Below are 21024 nucleotides of genomic sequence, written 5' to 3'. Positions count from 1 at the left end.
ATCGTATGGATACTGGATATCCATACGATTTTTTTTGAAAAACTATTGAGCCAATTTTGTCACCTGTGCAGGAGTAAGGGCCCCATTATAAACCTTCAATTCATCCATTAAGCCTTTGAATGGGGTATCCCACCAGTTCACTCCTAGGCTGAAGCTGGCATTGTTTGTCGTAAAAATATTCGAGAAGTTTGTACCTGTAAACCTTTCAACACCGTTCACGTACACCTTAATCGTTCCGTTATCAACGGTAAATGCTAAATGTGTCCATTCACCGGTCTTAATCGTTAATCCTGAAGCAGCATCGTACCATTTGGCACTGCCAGACCATACCATCGTGTTCCCGCCAGCTGGACCATTTGGAACAAGGCTGACCCAGCTATTAGGGTCTGTTGCACCAAAGAAGGTGGTTGTATACATGGTTAATTGGTCAGGTTTTAACCAAAGTGATACAGAATATTGGTTGCTTGAGATTAATCCGTTTGGTAAGCGTATACCAGAGGCACCATTAAAGACGGCCGCTTCGCCGCTTTTACCAGTAGCGTAAGAAATAGTCCCGCCCGTATTATCAATCCGATTACCAGTAATGCTTCCTGGCCCAAATGTACCCGTTTTCTCATTCAGGTTATTTTCAAAGGAATATTGTGCTGCTAAGCCAGCCTCTTGATATGGCAGTACCTTAATCGTAAAGACTTTTTTGTCGGTTACCGCCCCTTTGGTAATCGTTGCCGTAAGTGTAGCTGTAACAGGTTCTGAACCTGCTTCTGGACGAGTAATAACCCCAGTATTCGTTACAACATTTGCATTTGTAGTTTCCCAAGAGATCGTTATGTGGCGAGTACCTTCTGTTGGAAGAGTTAAGTTTGAAATAACCTTTTCTGTATCACCAAGATCCAGGTCCTTAACCACTGCTGTTACAACTTCCTGATCCGTTTTTTCTGCTAGTCTACTTCCCCAAACAGAAATACCTTCGTTTGAAAGGGCAGTAAATGTCATCACATTACTCTTTGAAACAGGATCCCACTCTCTGACGAACACTCCGTTATAGGTATGCCCATCGATGGTTAATTCAGCTGAGGATTGGCTGGTTTTCTTCCATGTACCAGTTACATCACCAGTAATTGTACCATCCTCATTTAATCGAGTGTAAACAGATTTATTAATTGCTGCTGAATAATCTTTTCCTTGGTTTATAAATTGATAGTCGCCAATTAGGTCTTGTCTATTCACCTTGTCTAAAGTTTCACCTGTGTAGCGGTACGGCGCCACCACTGGCCAGCCGTCTTTATTCATAAACATCTGGTGAACACGAACTTCATGATACTCTCCTGATTGTGGGAAGCGGCTGTGGAAAACCAAGAACTGCTGCCCCGTTTTTGGATCTAAGTAAACAGAGTTGTGTCCTGGAGAAAGGTAACCAACACCGATTCCTGTTCCAGGGTCGCCAACTTTTCGTTCAAATAAGAAGTTCCCCATGATTTTATTTCCATAAGGGGTATTTGCGACATCACTTGGTAAAACGGCATTTTGTCCGGAGGCATCTACATAAGGGCCATCTGGGCTCTTAGAACGGAACTGTCTCATGTTATAGCCGCCGTCAGCCCCTAACCAGCCATATGTTACGTATAAATAATAGTAGTCAGTGTTCTTATCATAAATAACATAAGGGCCTTCACCGGATTTATAATATCCGCCGGAAATTTTTGTGCCAAAATAACGGTCAACTAGACGGCCGTCAGCGGTTTTTCCATCCTTGCCAGGATAAATGGCCTTACCTGTCTTTTCATCAATCTGCAGAACATAAATTCCACCAGACCAAGATCCATAAGTCATCCATAGTTTTCCATCCTTATCATAAAACACGGTGGAGTCAATGGCATTTGGGAAATTGTAATTATTGAAAGATCCATTTGTATTAAACCAATCATCGCTTGGACCTTCTAATGTACCGTTATCGACAAGCTGCTTAATATTTGTATTGGTCCACTTCTTATTCACATTACTGTTGGCATCTTTCGCATCATTCTTTGTAAAACCAGAATAGACGATGGTGTCAACGTACTTGTAAGGCCCTTCAATATTTTGCGATACGGCAAAACCAATCGCAGAACGGATATAAGTAGAGGAGGCGCTATAATAAATCATATAGGCTCCTTTGGAACCGTCTTTATTTACATAGTCTTTGTTGTAGAAAACATCCGGGGCCCAAACCGCAAAGCCACCTTTACTGTCAGAATCGTTTTCACCGGCCCATTTAAAAGAACCAGCAAGATTCTTTGATAAATCACCATATATCGCATTATTAGGTGTTGTATACCCATTCGTAAAGGTTTGCCAATGAATCAAATCAGTTGATTTGGCTGCCTCAATGTGGGAGCCGAACACATAAAAAGTATCACCATCTTTTACAATGGAAGGGTCATGTACAGATACATTTTGAAAATTTGGATCTTCACCTGGATAGTCAAGGTTTGGTTTATTGCTGTTTTCACTTGGCTGAGCAGTAGATTGTGCAGCTGTTTTCCCAAATACTGAAATTGGGATGATTAATAAAAGTGTTATGAACATAAAGGCGAATTTTTGAAGCATGTGTTTATTCATTAAAATTTCTCCTTTCTATATGTACAATAAAAGAAAATCGGTCCCCAATTGTTTCTGGAAATCACCACCATTTAGTAGATTGATAACATTTTTAACCGCTTACAAATATCACTAATATTAATATAACTATTAATTAATTAATAGTAATATAAAATAATTAATTCCTCATGGGTCTTTTCTCTTATTTTGAAAAAATTGAAAGTAAAATCTAATTGGAATAAGGAGGAAAATTTTTGTTGTAAGATGTAGAAATTTTTAAGTAGATTAGTCATAACCTCTTCTTATTAGTTAGTTAATTTGTTAATATTATTATTAAGTATATAATTAATATATTAATGATTTAGAGGAAGGGGAATAACTACTTATGGCTAAGGCAGAACAGTTTGGCGGGGTTAATTTTTACGATATTGATTGGAACTTGAAAGGGGATTTATGGGCACATGATCCGGTCATTGCAAAGGAAGATTCCCATTGGTATGTATTCCATACAGGAAGCGGTATTCAAATAAAATCCTCTGAAGATGGCGCGAAATGGAAACAAGTGGGGCCTATTTTTACTTCTCTACCGGAGTGGACAAAAGAGTATGTACCAGAAAAAGACGAAGATAGTATTTGGGCGCCGGATATTTATTTTCATAATGGTGTCTATTATATTTATTACTCGGTATCTACCTTTGGAAAAAATACTTCAGCCATTGGTTTGGTAACCAATACAACCCTTAATCCTGAAGATCCTGATTACGAGTGGAAGGATAAGGGACATGTGATTCATTCGACTGAATCAGATGACTATAATGCCATAGACGCTAATTTAATTTTCGATGAGGATGGAAAGCCGTGGTTGAACTTTGGTTCCTTTTGGTCCGGGATTAAGCTGATCAAGTTAGACCCCGAAACCATGAAGCCTGCCGAAAATGCCGAGTTACTGTCCATTTCTAGCAGAATGGAACAGCCTAATACGATTGAAGCTCCGTTTATTGTCTATAAAGATGGTTATTATTATCAATTTGTATCATTTGATTTCTGCTGCCGCGGAATCGAGAGTACTTACAAAATTGTGGTTGGCAGGTCAAATGATATTACAGGACCATATTTCGATAAGGATGGAGTATCGATGATGGAAGGTGGCGGTACATTAATCGACGCTGGTGATGAGCGCTGGATTGGTCCTGGTCATTGTGCCGTTTACTTTTCCGGAAATTCCAGTCTTCTTGTGAACCATGCCTATGATGCCTTGAAAAAGGGCAAACCAACTTTACATATTAGACCTCTCTATTGGGGCGAAGATGGGTGGCCGCATATATAGTAATAAAGAAAAACCATATCTTGCCTAGGTAAGATATGGTTTTTCTTTACGTTAACAATCGAAAAAGAAACGGCAACTTTTGAATTTTAAAAATATTGATTTCATATGAAAGATATTGGTGTGTTAATCTTATAGGTACGTCATCAAAACCCCTACTTTGGTTAACTACTTAAATAGGAGGGATGATAGCTAAATAAAAGCTCAAAGTCTTGAAAACGCAAACAAAACATTACATAGTTACTAATTTATCGCTTTTAACAAGTCCGGTTGAATTCCGTAACACTAGTTCAGGTTCGTACACAATGGAATGCTCATATTCATTAATATTTTGATTTTCCACGGCTGAGACTATCCATTTAGCAGCTTGTATCCCTAACTCTATCTTAGGATGTGTAACACTAGTAAGCTTTGTTTCAGTTGCTTCAGCTAAAAAAGAATCATCAAACCCTACAATAGAAATGTCCTCAGGTACTTTTAGGTTTAACTCTCTTAAACAATTTAACACTGAGATTGCGACTTGATCATTATAACAGATGATTCCAGTAGGCATTGTTTCAGGGGTTGCTAATAGTCTTTTTACTTTATCTAATAACAAATTTTTTTGCTCTTCTGTTGTAAAATTTATCATAAGCTCTGGTGATAATGTAAGGTTGTTTTCTCTATGAGCCTTAATAAACCCCTGCATACGATAAACACCTTGCAGGTCATCTGCCTTAAAAATACCCATAATTTTTTGATGGCCAAGATTAATTAAGTGTTCAGCAGCTAAGAATCCGCCCTTTTGATCGTTTACAATAATATGTGGCGGCATCAATTGAGGATAGAATTGGTTAATCATTAAGTATGGTATTTTACTTTGTTCAAACTCAAAGAAAAAATTAATATTGGGGTTGTAGCTACTGCTTTTTGTAGGCTCAATAATAAGTCCGTCGATATTTCTATTAAGCATACTTTGGAGACATTGCTTTTCTTTCTCGATATCATTATCCGTACAAGCAAAGGTTAATGAATACCCTTGTTCTGTTAAATACGATTCAATTCCTTTTATAATGGAGGGGAAAATATAATCAGAAATATATGTAGTAATAACACCAATGTTTTTAGTATTAGTATTTTGGCTTGTGTTTTCGGGGAGTTTATTCTGTATTTTTTTTCCAGAACAAAAGGTTCCAGCACCCTGCTCCCTATATAACCATCCCTCATGCACCAAGTCACCAATGGCAAGCCTAACGGTATGTCTGCTTACACCAAATTTTTTGACGAGCTCACTTTCAGAATATATTCTCTCTCCTGGCCTAACTTTACCACTTGTAACCCACTCAATAATTTTTTCCTTGACCATATTATGTTTTGTTTTTTGTGTCACTTGGTAGCACCTCCATTTCCTGTACGCATAAACTTAGCGAACTTATACTTACAAGTATCTATGAAAATGGTATCAAAAAAATGTCTAATTTACCAGCAATATATCAGAATTGACATTTATTTCTGAAAACTTTATTGACACGTACGAACGAGTAGAATAATATAAAGAACAAGGAATACGCTTTCATTCCCTTTTTAATCAAAATTTAACAGAAAAAGGAGGGTTTTTTAAAAGAATAAGCGATACATATACGTACAATTATAAGATGTGTTATGCGGATTTTTACCAGTTTTTAAGATTTGGCACTAAAAAGTAATACGTACAATTAAAATTAATTAACTTGAGGTGTATACAATGAAAAAGAAGTTTGCTAGTCCTCGTAAATTAATATCCGCAATGTTAATATTTTTAATCGTCTCTTCTTTAGCACTGACTGGTTGTAGCTCAAAGTCTTCATCAGGCGAAACTAAAACAGCAGATGGAAAAACAAAATTTACTATGTGGACGTTTGTACAGGTGCATGCTGATTATTGGAAGGATGCAGCAAAGACTTGGAATAAGAATCACCCTAAACAACAAATTGACTTAAAAATAAATGTTTTCCCTTACGATCAAATGAACCAAAAATTACAGGTTGCATTAAACTCAGGAAATGGTGCTCCTGATATTGCTGATGTAGAGATTGGACAGTTCGCCAAATATACAAAAACTAACAACCCGCCTTTTGAAGATATCACTAAAGAGGTAGAACCATTTGTTCCTAACTTAGTTAAGTCCCGCACAGATAACTATACTGTTGATGGTAAAGTCTACGGATTAGATTACCATGTAGGAACAACTCTCGTTTATTACAATATGGACATTATGAATAAAGCTGGTATTGACCCTGCAACCATTAAGACTTGGGATGATTATATTAAGGCTGGTAAAATCGTAAAAGAAAAAACCGGAAAGTATATGACATCTGTTGAAACAAGCTCTAGTTTTGTTTTCGATGCAATGGTCGCTCAGCAACATTCAGATATGGTAAAGGATGGTAAATCGAGCCTAGATACCCCAGAAAATGTAAAAGCACTTCAAACACTTCAAGATATGATTTATAAAGATAAAATTGCTAAACAAGCTGAAGGCGGACAGCAGGATAATGAGGAATACTATGCAGCTTTCAATAAAGGCGAATACGCATCTGTTGTAATGCCTGCATGGTATATGAGTCGTATGGTTGGTTTCATGCCTAAACTTACTGGAAAAATTCATGTAACTGGTCTTCCGGTCTTTAAAGATGGGGATCTACGTTCAGCTGGACTTGGTGGAACAGCGACTGTTGTAACAAATCAAGCACATGATAAAACATTAGCTAAAAAATTCGTAGTAGAATCAAAATCAGGAGAAGAAGGTTCTATTAAAACATGGACAATTCTTGGTTTTGACCCAATACGTTCTGATGTTTGGACAAGTGAAGAATTAGCCAAGCCAAATAAATATACTGAGTATTTTGGAACAGATATTTTCAAACAAATGGCTGCATTGAAAGATGAAGTTGGTGGGATGAGCTTTACGAACAATAGCTTCCCTATTATTGCTGATGAATTACTAACAAATGGTTTGCCTAAAATTATGAAGAAACAGGCAAGTGTAGAGGATACTCTAAAAACAGTTGATGCAGCTGCAGACAAACGGATTGCGGCTGGAAAATAATTGTTTTATTGTAGCGGAAGGAGGGGGGATGCTTTTCCTCCTTCTTCCGCTACATAATTAGATAAATTAGACATGCGTCAATTGAACTTTTTAAGGAGTGAATTAGTATGTCCTCGAGCATGGTACAAGTTGATAAAAAACCACAAATTTCAGCAGATAAAAAGAAAAAGGTTAATATGCAAAAGATTGCTCCCTATCTTTTTGTCTCGCCGTTCATTATTGTCTTTGCCCTCTTTTCTTTATATCCATTTATAAATTCTATTATTATGAGTTTTCAAAGAATTGAAGGTATGACTGAAACTACTTTTATTGGGTTGCAAAATTATCAACGTTTGATTTCTGACCCGGTATTCTATAAGGCACTGTGGAATGTTGCGAGATATACATTCTGGACAATCCTAATCTTAGTTCCATTACCTTTAATTCTTGCTATTGTTATGAATCATGAAAATACAAAATTCAAATACCTATTTAGATCTGTATTTTTTCTGCCGGTTTTAACTTCAACCGTTATTGTTGGATTAGTATTTAAATTTGCATTCAGTAAAGAAGCTACTGGTGTATTCAACAGCTGGTTGGGTCACTTCAACATTGGACCAATTGATTGGCTAAATAATGCAGGTACGGGTATGTTTGCTCTTGTACTTGTGTGTGTATGGCGTTGGATGGGTGTAAATATGATTTACTTCTTATCCGGATTACAAAGTATTCCGAAGGACCTCTATGAATGCGCTGAAATTGACGGTGCTAGTACATGGGTGAAATTTAAGAATATAACACTGCCAATGGTAAAACCAATCACAACTTATGTACTAACGATCTCCATACTTGGTGGATTCTCCCTCTTTAATGAAACGTATGTTTATTGGGGAGCACAATCTCCAGATAATATTGGTACAACGTTTTTAACCTACATCTATAAATCTGCCTTTAGTGATGGAGACTTTGGTTATGCATGTACATTGGGTGTTGCCATGTTTGTTATTGTAGTGGCAATCAATTTAATTCAAGTTTCAGTTAGAGGCTTATTTAAGGAGGATTAATAATGAAAACCAGAAAAAGAATTTCATCCATTATTACAACAGTAGTACTAGCTATTGTTGGAGTTCTTATCCTAATCCCTTTTTGGTTTTTATTGATTTCTTCATTTAAAAACTCAGCCGATATATTTGGTCAAGGTTTGAATATTCATCTGGATTTTTCAAAAATGAGTTTTAGTAACTATGGAAAGCTACTAACAAACAACGATGGGATCTTTTTGTCTTGGTTTAAAAATAGTGCCTTAATTACAATTGTACAGACAGTGGCGGTTCTAGCGCTTTGTTCCATGGTAGGATATGGGCTGGCACAATACCGATTTAAAGGTAGAAATTTCATTTTTTTGCTCGTCTTGATTATGTTAATGGTACCTGGAGATATTTTACTAATTCCTATGTATAAATTAATTAACGATTTAGGATTAATGGACACATTTGCAGGGGTTATTTTACCTGGCGTTATCCCGCCAGCTACTGTTTTCTTTTTCAGGCAATATGCTGTTGGAATTCCTCATGACTTTGCAGAAGCTGCCAGAATTGATGGGGCAGGAGAATTCCGAATCTTTTGGCAAATTTATGTTCCAATGATGAAACCTGCTTTTGGGGCTATGACAATCATGACATCAATGGGTGCTTGGAATAATTTCTTATGGCCATTAATCGTTATGAGATCAGATGAAAACCTTGTTATTCCTGCTGGATTGCTGACAGCAATGACGCCTTACGGAAATAATTACGATATCGTTTTCTCAGGATCAATGATGTCAATTATTCCAATTATTGTTCTTTTCTTGTTTAATCAAAAGTCATTTATTTCTGGTATGACAATCGGTGGGGTAAAAGGTTAATCTTTGTATTAGAAGAGGTAGAAGAGGTGTCTATGTTGAGTAACAAAAACTTATTCGTTAAAGCAACTAATATGATATGGACATTATTTGTAATAGGTATTTGTGCTTTATTAACGAGTTTTCTACTTGTTTTACTCATCTTAAGCGTAAAATTAAATGCTGTAACATTTGTGTTTTATCTGATTGCTTTATTACTAGTAGGTCCTACAATGGGTGCGATTTTCCAAACAGTCTATAAAAAATTACATGAGACAGACAATAAAGTAATTAATATTTATTTTAACTACTATTTGAGTGGTTTTAAGTCGTCTATTTTGTTATGGCTGCCTTATTATTTTTTAATATTAATTTTGTGTGCAGATCTTTATTTTCTATCTTTAAACGGAAAAGGAACTTTTTTAATGCCGCTTTTATTATTAATATTGATTTTGTCAATGATTAGTTATGTATATTCACTTATTCTATACACCAAATTTGTCATGAAAATAAAGGATATTATCAGATTTTCCTTATTTTTAATAGTCAATCGGCCAATAAAATCATTAACAATCATCATATTACTTTTAGCACTTTACCAATTTTATAAACATTTCGGTAATTTAGCTATATTCTGGGGATTTCCACTTTTCTCCATGCTTTCGTTTTTATTTCTGCGCAAATTATTAGTACAGATTGAAATGAAATATGTTAATCAGTACTAAGAGTGAAATATATTATTTCACAAATGAATAAGACCTTTATATTGGAGCGAAGAGGGATGTCCTCATATTTTAGGTTAATAGGAAAGTAGAAAAACTCACCAAAACTGTCTTTTGGTGAGTTTCAGACTGTCGACAAACCCGAAAAATTACAGGTTTGCTGGCAGTCTTTTTTATGAGATAAGAAGGTATAAAAGTTTTTGACTTCGAGAATTGTCCAGCTCCAGCTAAGAATAATGGCTTTTACTCCCTATTCAAGGGTATCCGATGATAGGCTTGGCGATATTCGGTTGGAGTAACTTTTTCGTACTTTTTAAAGAGGCGCATAAAATATCTTTCGTCATTTATCCCGATTAGGTGGGCAATTTTTCCAATATTCATATTTGTACTAATAAGTAAATCTTTAGCTTTTGATAATTTAAGAATATGGATATATTCTTGTACGTTCATGCCGGTACTAGTTTTAAAAAAACGAGATAAATAATCCCTATTATAATTAAATGTTTTGGCAATAGAGTTAGTGGAAATATGATGATCCAATGCATTTACACGAATCCATTCTAATATTTTTACGAGTTTGCTGTCTGAATACGTGCTATTCAAAGGGTCCTGAAAGTTTGTAATGGTTTGTTCGGATAATTCTATAAGTAAAGAGGTGGCTAGATAACTGGCTGCATAACGATTAAAGTAGTTTGCATGTGCTACATCCAATATTTGATTACATAGGATATTGATTCTATCAATCCGCTTTGGGGTTGAATAGATGGGTAATAATATGAAATGATTTGATTCCTTGGCATAAGGATTAGATTGAAGCATTCTAGCTTGGTTTCCCATTGACATCTCATCCATTATTGTTAAATCGTCCGGCAAAAGTACATGAAACCAATAGAAAGAAAGTCCTGCCTGGCACTCCTTATAGCCTAGGTGGAGCTGATTTGGCAGCACAAATAACACATCACCCGGTTTAACCTCGTACTCAATCCCATTACATTCCATATATAGTATTTCATTTATGCCAATAATAATTTCGCAAAGAGGCATTGTTCGTTTCATATGAGTAAAAGGTTCAGTGGAAATTAATTTACCACCAAGAACAAATTCAATTGGGGAGCTAACATTCATTTTCAGGTATTCTGTCATAAATTTTTTCTCCTCTTTAAGCCTGAAAGATTTCATTCCTCTTTTTTCCTATCCTTATTACACTATCCTAATTATATATTTTTATATAGTCAATTTTGTCCACTAAATATACTTTGTTGGTTACTGACAGTATATAGACCCAATGGTATTCTTAAATCAACAAATGTAAGTGTTTACAACGCGATTGAGAGCGGAAAAAATAATAGGGAGGTATACACAATGGAGTAGGGTCTCATTCTTTTTAGCACCATTTTATAATTTAATAGGTATTTTTCAGTGATTGACTTTAGTCAGGAAAGTCCATTTCTTTTGATCTGCAGATATTAATCGTTAGGCGAAACATAAGGATAGTTTCTATAAATCATAGAAAAGGAGAAATCATATGAGAAAGAAAAAGTTTATAAAAGGTTTTCTGGCACTGTCATTATCAGCATCTGTACTAGCTGCTTGTTCTAATGATAAAGCATCTACAGAGGAAAAGGCAGCAAGCGGTGGCACAACAAATGATGGCAAGGTTCAATTGACAGCTCTGATTACCAAACATCCATTAACACAAGACCTTAAGAAAATGAAATGGTTAGAAGATGTGGAAAAACGCGCTGGTGTGGACATTAAATGGCAAGAGGTTACCGCCGACTGGGATCAGAAAAAGGGTGCTCTCCTTGCGAGTGGTGACGTTCCAGATTTAATTATTGGACCGAATGCGATTACGGATGCGGATTATGTTCAATATAATGGCTTATTTGAAGATCTTTCTGATGATCTTGATAAGAGCTTGCCTAACGTTAAAAAGATGTTTGAAGCTAAACCGGAAACAAAAGGAATTGCAACCCAGCTGGACGGAAAAATTTACGGATTACCAAAATATCAAAGATTTTGGCCTGCCACAGCGACAAGACAATTCATCAATCAAAAATGGTTAGACAATCTAGGTTTAAAACAGCCAACCAATTGGGATGAATTATACGATGTATTAGTCGCCTTTAAGGAAAAGGATGCAAATGGAAACGGGGATCCAAACGACGAAATTCCTATGGACTTCTCTCCAACGGGAACAGGTGGATTCGGTTTCTTCCAGCCGACCGTTCTTTTAGGCAGTACAGGAATTACGTTAGGGGAAGGAAGCGGCCAAGGCTATTATGTTGAAAATGGAAAGGTGAAGAACTTCTTCACTGATGAACGTTATAAAGATTTTGTTAAATTTTTAAATAAGTGCTACAAAGCTGGTTTAATCAGCAAAGAAGTATTCACTCAGGATTATACGAAATACCAATCTGTAGCCCGCGGTAATGGTGATGTGGCAAAAGTTGGTTATACGTATGGCTGGGAATTAACGGACAGATTCGGAAATACATTGGCTCCACAATATACAACGTTGGCTCCTTTAAAGCAGACCGCTGACTCAACTGCCAAAGTGTTTTGGACCTACGATTATAATTCCTTAAACTATGGTGCCAATATGATTACATTGTCAGCACAGAGTAAAAATAAAGACGCAGCGATGAAATTTATCAATGAATTGTATGATCCAAAAGTAAGTATGCAAGTACTGTTTGGTTCAATGGGCACTAATATTGCCGATAACGGAGATGGCAGCTATAAGGTGTTACCTCCAACAGATTCGAAGATGGACCCAGGTACATGGAAATGGACTTCTACATGGGCTGATAATGGTCCTATGTATATTGCGGATGACTTGAAGCTTGGGCTTGGAACAGATATGCAATCTGTTGGCAAACAGACCGAACCGCTGATGGGTGCTATTAATGCTATTGATAAGGATAATGATCTTTTCCCTGGTATGTTTATTAAGTACAGCAAAGAGGATAATTCAAAATTAGCTCTAAACAATACAAATCTTATGAATTTGACGATGCCGAAATATTCACAGTGGATCACAAAAGGCGGTATTGATAAAGACTGGAATGCCTACGTGAAAAATGTTGAGAAAACAGGCTTGCCTGAAAATCTTAAGATTATGCAAAAGTATTATGACGATTACAAGAAAAATCAGAAATAAATAACGGTCAGAGGGATGCTATATCACATAAAAGTGATATAGCATCTTCTTAAAATAAAGGAGGTAATAGTTTGTGGCCTTTATAAACCCTGAAACAAAAAAAATAAGTGAAAATTTATCCAGTATCAATAGTGTTAAACCTACAAAGAAGGCAAATGTATGGAACACTTTTAAACGTGACTATCAATTGTGGCTCATGATATTGCCTGCGATTGTTGTTATTGTTATTTTCAACTACATACCGATGTATGGCATCCAGCTGGCTTTCCGCGAATTTGATTTTACGAAAGGCTTTACAGGTGGAGAATGGGTAGGGCTCAAGTATTTTGACCAATTTATTCATAACTATATGTTCAAAGATTTAATGACAAATACAATCACCATTAGTTTAGCAACCATAATCTTAGGATTCCCGGCACCGATTATTATGGCGCTGATTATCAACCAAGTTTTTAGGAAAAGGTGGAAGAAAACCTTACAAACAACCGTCTACTTGCCACACTTCATCTCAATGGTTGTAATGGTTGGTTTGTTAAATGTATTATTGTCACCAGAAACTGGGGTTGTTGGTCATTTAATGAAAGCATTGGGACTGGGAGACATAAACTTATTAGCTTCGGAAAAAACCTTTGTACCAGTTTATGTACTTTCAGACATATGGCAGCATGCCGGATGGAATAGCATTATTTATTTGGCAGCGTTGGCAAGCGTGGATCCACAATTATATGATTCTGCAAAAATTGATGGAGCAAGCAGATGGCAGACGATTAGGTATGTCGATATACCTGCGATTGTTCCAACCATGATTATTCTCTTTATTCTTAGTATGGGAAATATCTTAAATACAGGTTTTGAAAAAATATTCTTAATGCAAAACCCATTGAATCTCCCAGTATCAGAAGTTATTGCAACCTATGTATATAAGATTGGTATTATTTCAAGTCAATTCAGCTACTCTGCTGCGATTGGTTTATTTAATACACTCATTAATTTTGTATTCTTACTAGCAATGAATACAATTGCAAAGAGATTTTCAAATATTAGTTTGTGGTAGTCAAAGTTGTTTCAAAACAAAAGGTGTTTTGCCAGAATAATCTAAACCATGCAAGGAGGGAAAGTCATGGTGCTTTTTAATAGAAAAGGAAAAACTACTTCAGATATCATTTTCGATTGTATGATTTTTGTATTTTGTGTGCTTATATTTTTACTTATTGCTTATCCATTGTATTTTGTCGTCATTGCCTCTGTTAGTGACTCTACTTTGGTATCGACTGGTAAAGTTCTTCTATATCCAAAAGGTTTTAGCCTATTCGGATACACAGAGATTTTTAAAGATACAAGAATCTGGGTGGGTTATAAAAATACCATTATATACACACTTCTTGGTACTTTTGTCAATTTGTTGTTTACGCTGCCTGCAGCATATGTTTTATCAAGACAGGAATTCAAAGCAAGACGGTTTTTAATGTTTGTGTTTGTCTTTACCATGTTTTTTAATGGGGGATTAATTCCTACTTATCTATTAATGAAAGACTTACATCTTACCAATAATATGTGGGTTTTTATTGTTCCATTTTCTGTTAATGTATTCAATTTGATTATTACACGGACATTTTTTGAGAGCTCACTGCCGAAAGAATTGTTTGAAGCTGCCCAAATGGATGGCTGTACACATTTTCAATTTTTTGGAAAAGTAGCGCTGCCGTTATCAAAAGCGGTTATCTCGGTTGTTGGTCTTTATTACTTAGTAGGGCACTGGAATGACTTTTTCACAGGACTAATTTACATTCGAGACTATAGTTTGCAGCCATTGCAAATTGTTTTAAGAGACATTCTCATCTCCAATCAAGTGTTTGCTGAAGGGGCAGGATCCGGAGGTGCTGCAGGCGGTTATGCACAGAAATATGCAGATCAAATTAAATACGGTGTCATCATCGTGTCCACATTGCCAATCTTACTGGTTTATCCATTTATCCAGAAATACTTTGAAAAGGGCGTTATGATTGGTTCTGTAAAGGGATGAGAAAGAGGATTTAAAAACCAGAAACTTGTATCAAGTGATATTTTTATGGCTATCTATCCGATCGATAGTATAAAAATATCATTCTATAAACCCACTGAAGGAGATTACATCATGCAAAACGTTACATTATCAGATGGTATTTTTAAAGAGTCACAAGAAAAGGGTAAGGAGTATTTGATTTATCTAGACGTTGACCGGCTTATCGCACCTTGTTATGAGGCTGCCTTACAGTCTCCTAAAAAGCCTCGTTACGGCGGCTGGGAATCGACTCCTATAAGCGGCCATTCGATTGGTCATTGGCTTTCAGCGGCAGCTACAATGTATGCCGTAACAAGAGATGAAGCATTATTAAGTAAAATGGAGTATGCAGTGAATGAACTAGCCTATGTACAAAGTCTTGATGAAAATGGATATGTCAGTGGTTTCCCACGAACATATTTTGATAAGGTTTTCACAGGAGATTTTGAGGTGGAGAATTTTAGTTTAGCTGGCGGCTGGGTCCCCTGGTATAGCATTCATAAGATTTATGCTGGACTTATTGATGTTTATACGCTAACAGGTAATCAAAAAGCACTTGACGTGGTTACTAAGCTGGCAGATTGGGCCAAAAAAGGGACGGACAATCTTAGTGATGAGCAGTTCCAACGGATGCTTATTTGCGAACATGGTGGCATGAATGAGGCAATGGCCGATCTCTACACGATTACTAAAAATGAAGATTATTTAAAGCTTGCAATCAGATTTTGCCACAATGCGATCTTGGAGCCTCTCTCAAGAGACGTGGATGAACTAGAGGGAAAACATGCTAACACTCAAATTCCAAAAGTAATCGGCGCTGCAAAGCTATATGAAATAACTGGAGATGAAAATTACAAGAACATGGCCGTTTTCTTCTGGAATGAGGTCACAAAAAACCGTTCCTATATTATTGGAGGAAATAGTATTGGAGAACATTTTGGTCCTATTAATAAAGAAACACTAGGTATCACAACTGCAGAGACGTGTAATACCTACAATATGTTGAAACTTACTGAGCACTTATTCGCTTGGGATCATAAGAGTGAATATATGGATTACTATGAAAAGGCCCTATACAATCATATCCTTGCCTCACAGGACCCTGAATCCGGAATGAAGACCTATTTTGTAAGTACACAGCCAGGTCATTTTAAAATCTATTGTTCACACGATCATTCTTTCTGGTGCTGCACGGGGACAGGAATGGAAAATCCTGCTCGTTATACAAGAAATATTTTCTATAAAGATCATGAAGATTTATATGTTAATTTATTCATTGCTTCTGAACTAGTAATAAAAGAAAAGAAGATAAAACTAAAACAAGAAACAGATTTCCCAAGGTCAAATCATGTGCGGGTATCTTTTGAAGAAGCGAAAGACGCATTCCTAAATGTCCATATCCGGGTTCCATATTGGGTGAATGGAGACATAGCCCTCTCGGTTAATGGTGTTAAAGTAGAGGCCACTTCAAAAAATGGTTATCTTGTGATAGGGGAAAATTGGAGTGCAGGAGATACAATTGAATTTTCACTTCCAATTGGTATTCATACTTATACCGCTAAAGATAATCCAACAAAAGTTGGAATTATGTACGGGCCGGTAGTATTGGCCGGGGCACTAGGGAGAGAGAACTTCCCGGAAACCGATATCTTGGAAGACCACCTAAAATTAAATAATTACCCATTAATTGATGTGCCAAGTCTTGTTGCTGACAAAGAAAATTTGACTGACTGGATCAAACCTATTGAGGGAGAACCATTAACGTTTGAAACTACAGAAGTCGGCCAGCCTGGTAATAGGAAAGTGACCCTTATTCCGTTTTACGATCTGCATCATCAGCGTTATACCTTATATTGGAATCTAATGGAGGAAGAAGCCTATAAAACGTTTGTAGATAAAGAAAAAGAGGAACTTGAAAGGTTAAGAGCAAATACCGTGGATGTGGTGCAGCCAGGTGAACAGCAGCCTGAGATTGAACATGGTGTACAAAGCAGCAACTCTAACACAGGTTATTTTAACGAGGTAGAAAGATCTTGGCGCGACAGCCGAGGTGAAGGATTTTTCAGTTATCAAATGCAAGTAGAGTCAGAAAGACAAATGTTTCTGCAAGTAACTTATTTTGGCAGAGATAAGACTCTCTTTACAGAGGGTAAGATTTATAAACGTGAATTTGACATTCTTATTGATGGTCATTTAATTGCTACTCAAAAACTTGAGGGAAATCATGCCGACGGTCTTGTTGATATGTACTATGAGATTCCCTTAAGTTTGACAAAAGAAAAGCAAAAAGTAGAAGTTAAATTCCAATCTGGTTCAGGAAAAGCAGCAGGCGGGGTCTATGGGGTTAGAATGGTAAACTCTACCTTGTCTTAAAAGTAGGAGAAACAATATAAAAACTTTTAATAGAATTGGGTGGTAGAATTGAATATATTAGATACCAGATTTTACGCGGTAGTTGATCGGCTTTCCAATCTTTTTATATTAAATATCTTTTGGATTCTTTCTTGCCTTCCCATTGTTACCATAGTACCTGCAACAACAGCGATGTATAGTGTTGTCCGTCAATGGCAGCTGCATCAGGATACGAGTGTAGTTAGAAATTACTTCAGATACTTTAGAGAAAACTTTAAACATAGTTTTATCATCGGCCTAATCTGGATGGCCATTTCCTTATTATTGTATTTCAATTATTTTTATTTAAATCAAGACCAAACTGGGGTCAGATTCATTATATTGGTGCCTTTATTATTAATAAGCCTATTGTTTACAGGGACTTCAGCCTATTTGTTTTCAGTCATGTCTCATTATGAAATTACTTGGAAGCGAGCCATTACCAGTTCCTTTTTTATGGCGATTGCAAACTTTCCAATTACCTTGTTCATTATTGGGGTGTTTATCCTACTTGTAGTTGTATTAATGTACCTGCCTGTTTTTACTTTAATTCTGTTTAGTATCGGAGCGTATATTAATTATTCCCTGTGTAACCGTGTCTTTCAAAAAATGGAGCTTTCCGGTGTTAATGATCATTTGTCTAAAATAAGTAAAAAATATAAGCCCCTATAGAAAAGAAGCATTCGCCAATTGACGAATGCTTCTTTTCATTTGTGGAGTCAAACTATTTTATTTGCATTATCGTTTTAGTTTAGTAAAATTTAATGGTATAGGATGTTGAAAGTAGTAGTGAAAGATAAAGGAGTTTATATATGGCTAATAAAAAGAAAAACGAGAAAAGTGGAAGTAATTCATCAGCAAAGTTTACCTTTTGGGTGATTGGACTAGTGGTCGTCTGTCTTGCAGCGTTTATATTTTTTGGTAATCATAACAAAAAACAAGAAACGTCGGAAGTAAGTAAAATTGATTATACGAATCAGCCTTATCTTGGAGAAAAGACCGCACCAGTATCGATTATTGAATTTGGCGATTATAAATGTCCAAATTGTAAGAACTTTGCTACCAATGTGGTACCTGTTATTGAAAAAGAGTTGGTAGACACAGGCAAAGCCAAATTTTATTTTATGAACGATTCCTTCATTAATACAGATTCGATTCGTTCCGCTAAATTTGCTGAATCGGTCTTTAAGGAATTGGGGAATAAGACATTTTGGAAATTCCATGAACTCCTTTATAAAAAACAACCAGAGGGCCCGAAATATGAGAAAATGGATGTATTTACCGAAGAATTCTTAACTAGTACGTTGAAAGAGGTAGCTAGTGACGCAGAAGTAGAAAAGGTTGTGAAAAACTTCCAGGCAAAAGGTTCTGAGGATGACTGGCAAAAGGATATGGATTACGCTGAAAAATTGGGTGTAACAGGTACCCCAACCATTTTTGTCAATGGGGAAATGTTTAAAGGTCAAACCATTGATGACTTGAAGAAAATGGTAGATGAAGCGGCAAAGGGGAACCCTAATGAATAAGCCGTTGCTGCTTGCATGGACTGCTGCAATTATTGCTACACTTGGCAGTCTATATTTTAGTGAAGTCATGCACTTCATCCCTTGTATGCTTTGCTGGTACCAAAGAATCTTTATGTATCCTTTAGCCATTATTTTGGGCATCGCCTTTTATCGTAATGACCAAGGAATTTATCGGTATGTTCTTCCACTTTCCATTATTGGGATGCTTATTTCAGGATATCATACGCTATTGCAAAGGCTCCCGTATTTACAGCAATTTGAAATGTGTACAACCGGTGTACCCTGTTCCAAGGATTACATAAACTGGCTTGGGTTTATCACAATTCCATTGTTGGCGTTTATTGCTTTTACAATTATAACTGTCAGCTTACTAATCCTTGCCCGCAGACAAAGAGCTTAATGGAATAATAAAAAGGAGCGAAAAAATTATTTTTTTCGCTCCTTTTTTCTTAGAATGTCTTAATCAAAATTAGTACATCCAAGATGCACCGATGATGATTAAAAGAATGAACAATACAACGATTAACGCGAAGTTATTGTTTCTGCCATCGTATCCCATACTTATCCACCTCCTTCCTTGAACTAATATAATTTATGAAGGAAACGGGTAAGTTGAAATGGACAAGTGCATAGAATTAGAAAAAATTCAATAAGTTAGGGTTTTTACTTTGGCTCTGTTAAAGGGGATTGTTGATTTTGAGCCATTTTGATTGGAGAGGAAATCAAAATGAAAAAAGAAAAAAGCCCAACAGTTTAACTGTCGGACTCATAGCTTTAAATGGATTTCCCTAGGAATGCGTTCAGCATCCATACATGTTTTTCTAATCCGGAATGAATAGCAAGGAGCATATCTCCGGTTGTTTCGTCATCTAATTCTCCAGCAAGGCTCATGCCTTCCTTTAGTTCTCCAATAATAATCGAGAAGTCATTGATGATCGATTGAACCATTTCTTCGGCAGATTCTCTCCCAGATGCTTCACGGATCGAGGAAATTTCTAGGCATTCTTTCATTGTTGCAACAGGATTACCTCCAATGGCCAGTAACCGCTCTGCCAATTCATCCACATGAAGGCCTGCCTCATTATAAAATTCTTCAAATTTAGCGTGCAACGTAAAGAATTGCCCGCCTTTTACGTACCAATGATAGTTATGTAACTTCATATACAATACAGACCAATTGGCAATTTGCTTATTAAGGACGTTCACTAACTGATTTTCCACTATAAAAATCCTCCTTCAATATGGCTTCACTATTATTATTACCAAAACTAAAAAGAAAATCCTGCCAATTCCAACCGTTTTGATGGCAATTTTGTGAAAGAGTTACTCTAAATAGGCTTTTATTCAGAATTCCTTCTAATCTGGTTTGTTACAGCTTGAAATCTTTGTAAAGATTGTACCGTATTTTTCCTTGGGTGGATATTATTAGATATTTTTTTACGATGGATAATTTTAACTAATTATAGTTTACTTGTTTTGTAGCAAGGGTTAGAAGGGGTGATAGTAAATTACCAAACTTTGGGCAATGAACGAGTATATTACATCTGATAGCCTAATAGTAGACGAAAAACGACTACTAGGAGGAACAAATACATGAAAAAGTTAAAGAAACTAATAGTAGCCGCTGGATTAATGTTATCAATTTCAGCATTTACTTTAACTAATCAAACTGAGGCAGCAACCACTCACAAAGTACAATATGGTGAGACATACTGGAAAATAGCAAAAGGATTCGGTATTCCTGTTAATAGCGTAATGAATACAAATAATAGTAAACCACTTATAGCAGGTCAATATATGACATTACCAAACTCTCCATACACGGCAGCAGAGAAGGACTTAATGGCCCGTCTAGTTCGTGCAGAGGCAGTTGGCGAACCATATGCAGGGAAAGTTGCGGTTGCGACAGTTATTATTAATAGAGTAAGAAGTGCTGATTTTCCGAACACTGTAAATGGGGTAATCTATCAAATTGCTAATGGACATTATGCATTTACTCCAGTAGCAAACGGAACAATTAACCAGCCAGCTGATGCTGCTTCTAAAAAAGCGGTAAATGAAGCAATCGCTCTAACTGGAAAAGGAAATGGATCTTTATTCTTCTACAACCCTAAAACGTCAACAAGTTCATGGATTACTTCACGTCCTGTAACTGTTACGATTGGAAACCACAGGTTCGCACGATAATTATTAGTATCTCAAGCAATATCAATTATACTCAAAGGGCAGCAAAATTCACTAAATGAATTTTGCTGCCTTTTTATTTATGCAATACAGGTTAGGTTATTCAAAACTACATAAATTGCGGATTATTTTTATAAACAAAATGAACGTAAATGGTTATTTATTTAA

The 21024-nt window shown here is 36.2% G+C and carries 18 protein-coding genes; 13 read left to right on the top strand and 5 right to left on the bottom strand.

Annotated elements, in window-relative coordinates; translation table 11 throughout:
• Nucleotides 1-42: 42 nt before the first annotated feature.
• Nucleotides 43-2598, bottom strand: a complete 2556-nt coding sequence (locus AAHB15_RS12280; RefSeq protein WP_342042464.1) for a LamG-like jellyroll fold domain-containing protein — start codon at nucleotides 2596-2598, stop codon at nucleotides 43-45.
• Between the two features lie 364 nt (nucleotides 2599-2962).
• On the opposite strand from AAHB15_RS12280, the gene AAHB15_RS12275 reads away from it, so the two are divergent.
• A complete protein-coding gene (locus tag AAHB15_RS12275; RefSeq protein WP_335572266.1) occupies nucleotides 2963-3904 on the top strand; it encodes a family 43 glycosylhydrolase in 942 nt (313 codons plus the stop codon).
• Nucleotides 3905-4133: 229 nt separating this feature from the next.
• Here the strand turns inward: AAHB15_RS12275 and AAHB15_RS12270 are convergent, their stop codons facing one another.
• Nucleotides 4134-5270 (bottom strand): GntR family transcriptional regulator, encoded by a 1137-nt coding sequence (locus AAHB15_RS12270; RefSeq protein ID WP_335572267.1) that lies wholly within the window; start codon nucleotides 5268-5270, stop codon nucleotides 4134-4136.
• Nucleotides 5271-5624: 354 nt separating this feature from the next.
• On the opposite strand from AAHB15_RS12270, the gene AAHB15_RS12265 reads away from it, so the two are divergent.
• The 4 genes from AAHB15_RS12265 to AAHB15_RS12250 all read left to right on the top strand — a co-directional run bounded on the left by AAHB15_RS12265 (nucleotide 5625) and on the right by AAHB15_RS12250 (nucleotide 9554).
• Complete coding sequence (locus AAHB15_RS12265; RefSeq protein ID WP_342042463.1) at nucleotides 5625-6968, top strand: ABC transporter substrate-binding protein; 1344 nt, start codon at nucleotides 5625-5627, stop codon at nucleotides 6966-6968.
• 107 nt (nucleotides 6969-7075) lie between these two features.
• A complete protein-coding gene (locus AAHB15_RS12260) occupies nucleotides 7076-8011 on the top strand; it encodes a carbohydrate ABC transporter permease (protein WP_342042462.1) in 936 nt (311 codons plus the stop codon).
• A gap of 2 nt (nucleotides 8012-8013) precedes the next feature.
• On the top strand, nucleotides 8014-8853 hold the full coding sequence (locus AAHB15_RS12255; RefSeq protein ID WP_342042461.1) for a carbohydrate ABC transporter permease: 840 nt from the start codon (nucleotides 8014-8016) through the stop codon (nucleotides 8851-8853).
• A gap of 26 nt (nucleotides 8854-8879) precedes the next feature.
• Nucleotides 8880-9554 carry a hypothetical protein gene (locus AAHB15_RS12250; RefSeq protein ID WP_342042460.1) on the top strand — a complete coding sequence of 225 codons (675 nt, stop codon included), beginning with the start codon at nucleotides 8880-8882 and terminating at the stop codon, nucleotides 9552-9554.
• 240 nt (nucleotides 9555-9794) lie between these two features.
• Here the strand turns inward: AAHB15_RS12250 and AAHB15_RS12245 are convergent, their stop codons facing one another.
• Nucleotides 9795-10694: an AraC family transcriptional regulator gene (locus AAHB15_RS12245; protein ID WP_335572272.1), complete on the bottom strand. Its 900-nt coding sequence runs from the start codon at nucleotides 10692-10694 to the stop codon at nucleotides 9795-9797.
• Nucleotides 10695-11076: 382 nt separating this feature from the next.
• Between AAHB15_RS12245 and AAHB15_RS12240 the strand changes: the two genes are divergently transcribed.
• The 7 genes from AAHB15_RS12240 to AAHB15_RS12210 all read left to right on the top strand — a co-directional run bounded on the left by AAHB15_RS12240 (nucleotide 11077) and on the right by AAHB15_RS12210 (nucleotide 19072).
• A complete protein-coding gene (locus tag AAHB15_RS12240; RefSeq protein ID WP_335572273.1) occupies nucleotides 11077-12714 on the top strand; it encodes an extracellular solute-binding protein in 1638 nt (545 codons plus the stop codon).
• Nucleotides 12715-12910: 196 nt separating this feature from the next.
• On the top strand, nucleotides 12911-13768 hold the full coding sequence (locus tag AAHB15_RS12235) for an ABC transporter permease (RefSeq protein ID WP_335572275.1): 858 nt from the start codon (nucleotides 12911-12913) through the stop codon (nucleotides 13766-13768).
• 120 nt (nucleotides 13769-13888) lie between these two features.
• Entirely contained in the window at nucleotides 13889-14737 is an 849-nt protein-coding gene (locus tag AAHB15_RS12230) for a carbohydrate ABC transporter permease (RefSeq protein ID WP_335572276.1), read from the top strand.
• A gap of 111 nt (nucleotides 14738-14848) precedes the next feature.
• Entirely contained in the window at nucleotides 14849-17128 is a 2280-nt protein-coding gene (locus AAHB15_RS12225; protein ID WP_342042459.1) for a beta-L-arabinofuranosidase domain-containing protein, read from the top strand.
• 48 nt (nucleotides 17129-17176) lie between these two features.
• A complete protein-coding gene (locus AAHB15_RS12220) occupies nucleotides 17177-17818 on the top strand; it encodes a YesL family protein (RefSeq protein WP_342042458.1) in 642 nt (213 codons plus the stop codon).
• 140 nt (nucleotides 17819-17958) lie between these two features.
• Nucleotides 17959-18672 (top strand): DsbA family protein, encoded by a 714-nt coding sequence (locus tag AAHB15_RS12215; RefSeq protein WP_342042457.1) that lies wholly within the window; start codon nucleotides 17959-17961, stop codon nucleotides 18670-18672.
• A complete protein-coding gene (locus AAHB15_RS12210) occupies nucleotides 18665-19072 on the top strand; it encodes a disulfide oxidoreductase (RefSeq protein WP_335572440.1) in 408 nt (135 codons plus the stop codon). Before AAHB15_RS12215 ends, AAHB15_RS12210 begins: the two co-directional genes overlap by 8 nt.
• A 69-nt stretch (nucleotides 19073-19141) precedes the next feature.
• Here the strand turns inward: AAHB15_RS12210 and AAHB15_RS12205 are convergent, their stop codons facing one another.
• Both AAHB15_RS12205 and AAHB15_RS12200 read right to left on the bottom strand, forming a co-directional pair.
• Nucleotides 19142-19231: a YjcZ family sporulation protein gene (locus AAHB15_RS12205; RefSeq protein ID WP_144566239.1), complete on the bottom strand. Its 90-nt coding sequence runs from the start codon at nucleotides 19229-19231 to the stop codon at nucleotides 19142-19144.
• A gap of 215 nt (nucleotides 19232-19446) precedes the next feature.
• Complete coding sequence (locus AAHB15_RS12200) at nucleotides 19447-19893, bottom strand: Dps family protein (protein ID WP_335572439.1); 447 nt, start codon at nucleotides 19891-19893, stop codon at nucleotides 19447-19449.
• Nucleotides 19894-20265: 372 nt separating this feature from the next.
• Here AAHB15_RS12200 and AAHB15_RS12195 point away from each other — a divergent pair, with 372 nt between their 5' ends.
• A complete protein-coding gene (locus AAHB15_RS12195) occupies nucleotides 20266-20859 on the top strand; it encodes a cell wall hydrolase (RefSeq protein WP_098531829.1) in 594 nt (197 codons plus the stop codon).
• Nucleotides 20860-21024: the final 165 nt, after the last annotated feature.

The organism is Bacillus sp. OTU2372 (assembly GCF_038440275.1).
Lineage (GTDB): Bacteria > Bacillota > Bacilli > Bacillales > Cytobacillaceae > Neobacillus > Neobacillus bataviensis_B.
Note: the sequence above shows the minus strand (reverse complement) of the source record. Positions and strands in the feature narration are given on the sequence as shown.

Bases quoted from the DNA above. Each gene is read 5' to 3' on its own strand.
- AAHB15_RS12265 (WP_342042463.1), top strand. From the start codon at position 5,625: ATGAAAAAGAAGTTTGCTAGTCCTCGTAAATTAATATCCGCAATGTTA.
- AAHB15_RS12255 (WP_342042461.1), top strand. From the start codon at position 8,014: ATGAAAACCAGAAAAAGAATTTCATCCATTATTACAACAGTAGTACTA.
- AAHB15_RS12210 (WP_335572440.1), top strand. From the start codon at position 18,665: ATGAATAAGCCGTTGCTGCTTGCATGGACTGCTGCAATTATTGCTACA.
- AAHB15_RS12235 (WP_335572275.1), top strand. From the start codon at position 12,911: ATGATATTGCCTGCGATTGTTGTTATTGTTATTTTCAACTACATACCG.
- AAHB15_RS12195 (WP_098531829.1), top strand. From the start codon at position 20,266: ATGAAAAAGTTAAAGAAACTAATAGTAGCCGCTGGATTAATGTTATCA.
- AAHB15_RS12275 (WP_335572266.1), top strand. From the start codon at position 2,963: ATGGCTAAGGCAGAACAGTTTGGCGGGGTTAATTTTTACGATATTGAT.
- AAHB15_RS12230 (WP_335572276.1), top strand. From the start codon at position 13,889: ATGATTTTTGTATTTTGTGTGCTTATATTTTTACTTATTGCTTATCCA.
- AAHB15_RS12205 (WP_144566239.1), bottom strand. From the start codon at position 19,231: ATGGGATACGATGGCAGAAACAATAACTTCGCGTTAATCGTTGTATTG.
- AAHB15_RS12280 (WP_342042464.1), bottom strand. From the start codon at position 2,598: ATGAATAAACACATGCTTCAAAAATTCGCCTTTATGTTCATAACACTT.
- AAHB15_RS12215 (WP_342042457.1), top strand. From the start codon at position 17,959: ATGGCTAATAAAAAGAAAAACGAGAAAAGTGGAAGTAATTCATCAGCA.
- AAHB15_RS12240 (WP_335572273.1), top strand. From the start codon at position 11,077: ATGAGAAAGAAAAAGTTTATAAAAGGTTTTCTGGCACTGTCATTATCA.
- AAHB15_RS12260 (WP_342042462.1), top strand. From the start codon at position 7,076: ATGTCCTCGAGCATGGTACAAGTTGATAAAAAACCACAAATTTCAGCA.
- AAHB15_RS12225 (WP_342042459.1), top strand. From the start codon at position 14,849: ATGCAAAACGTTACATTATCAGATGGTATTTTTAAAGAGTCACAAGAA.
- AAHB15_RS12245 (WP_335572272.1), bottom strand. From the start codon at position 10,694: ATGACAGAATACCTGAAAATGAATGTTAGCTCCCCAATTGAATTTGTT.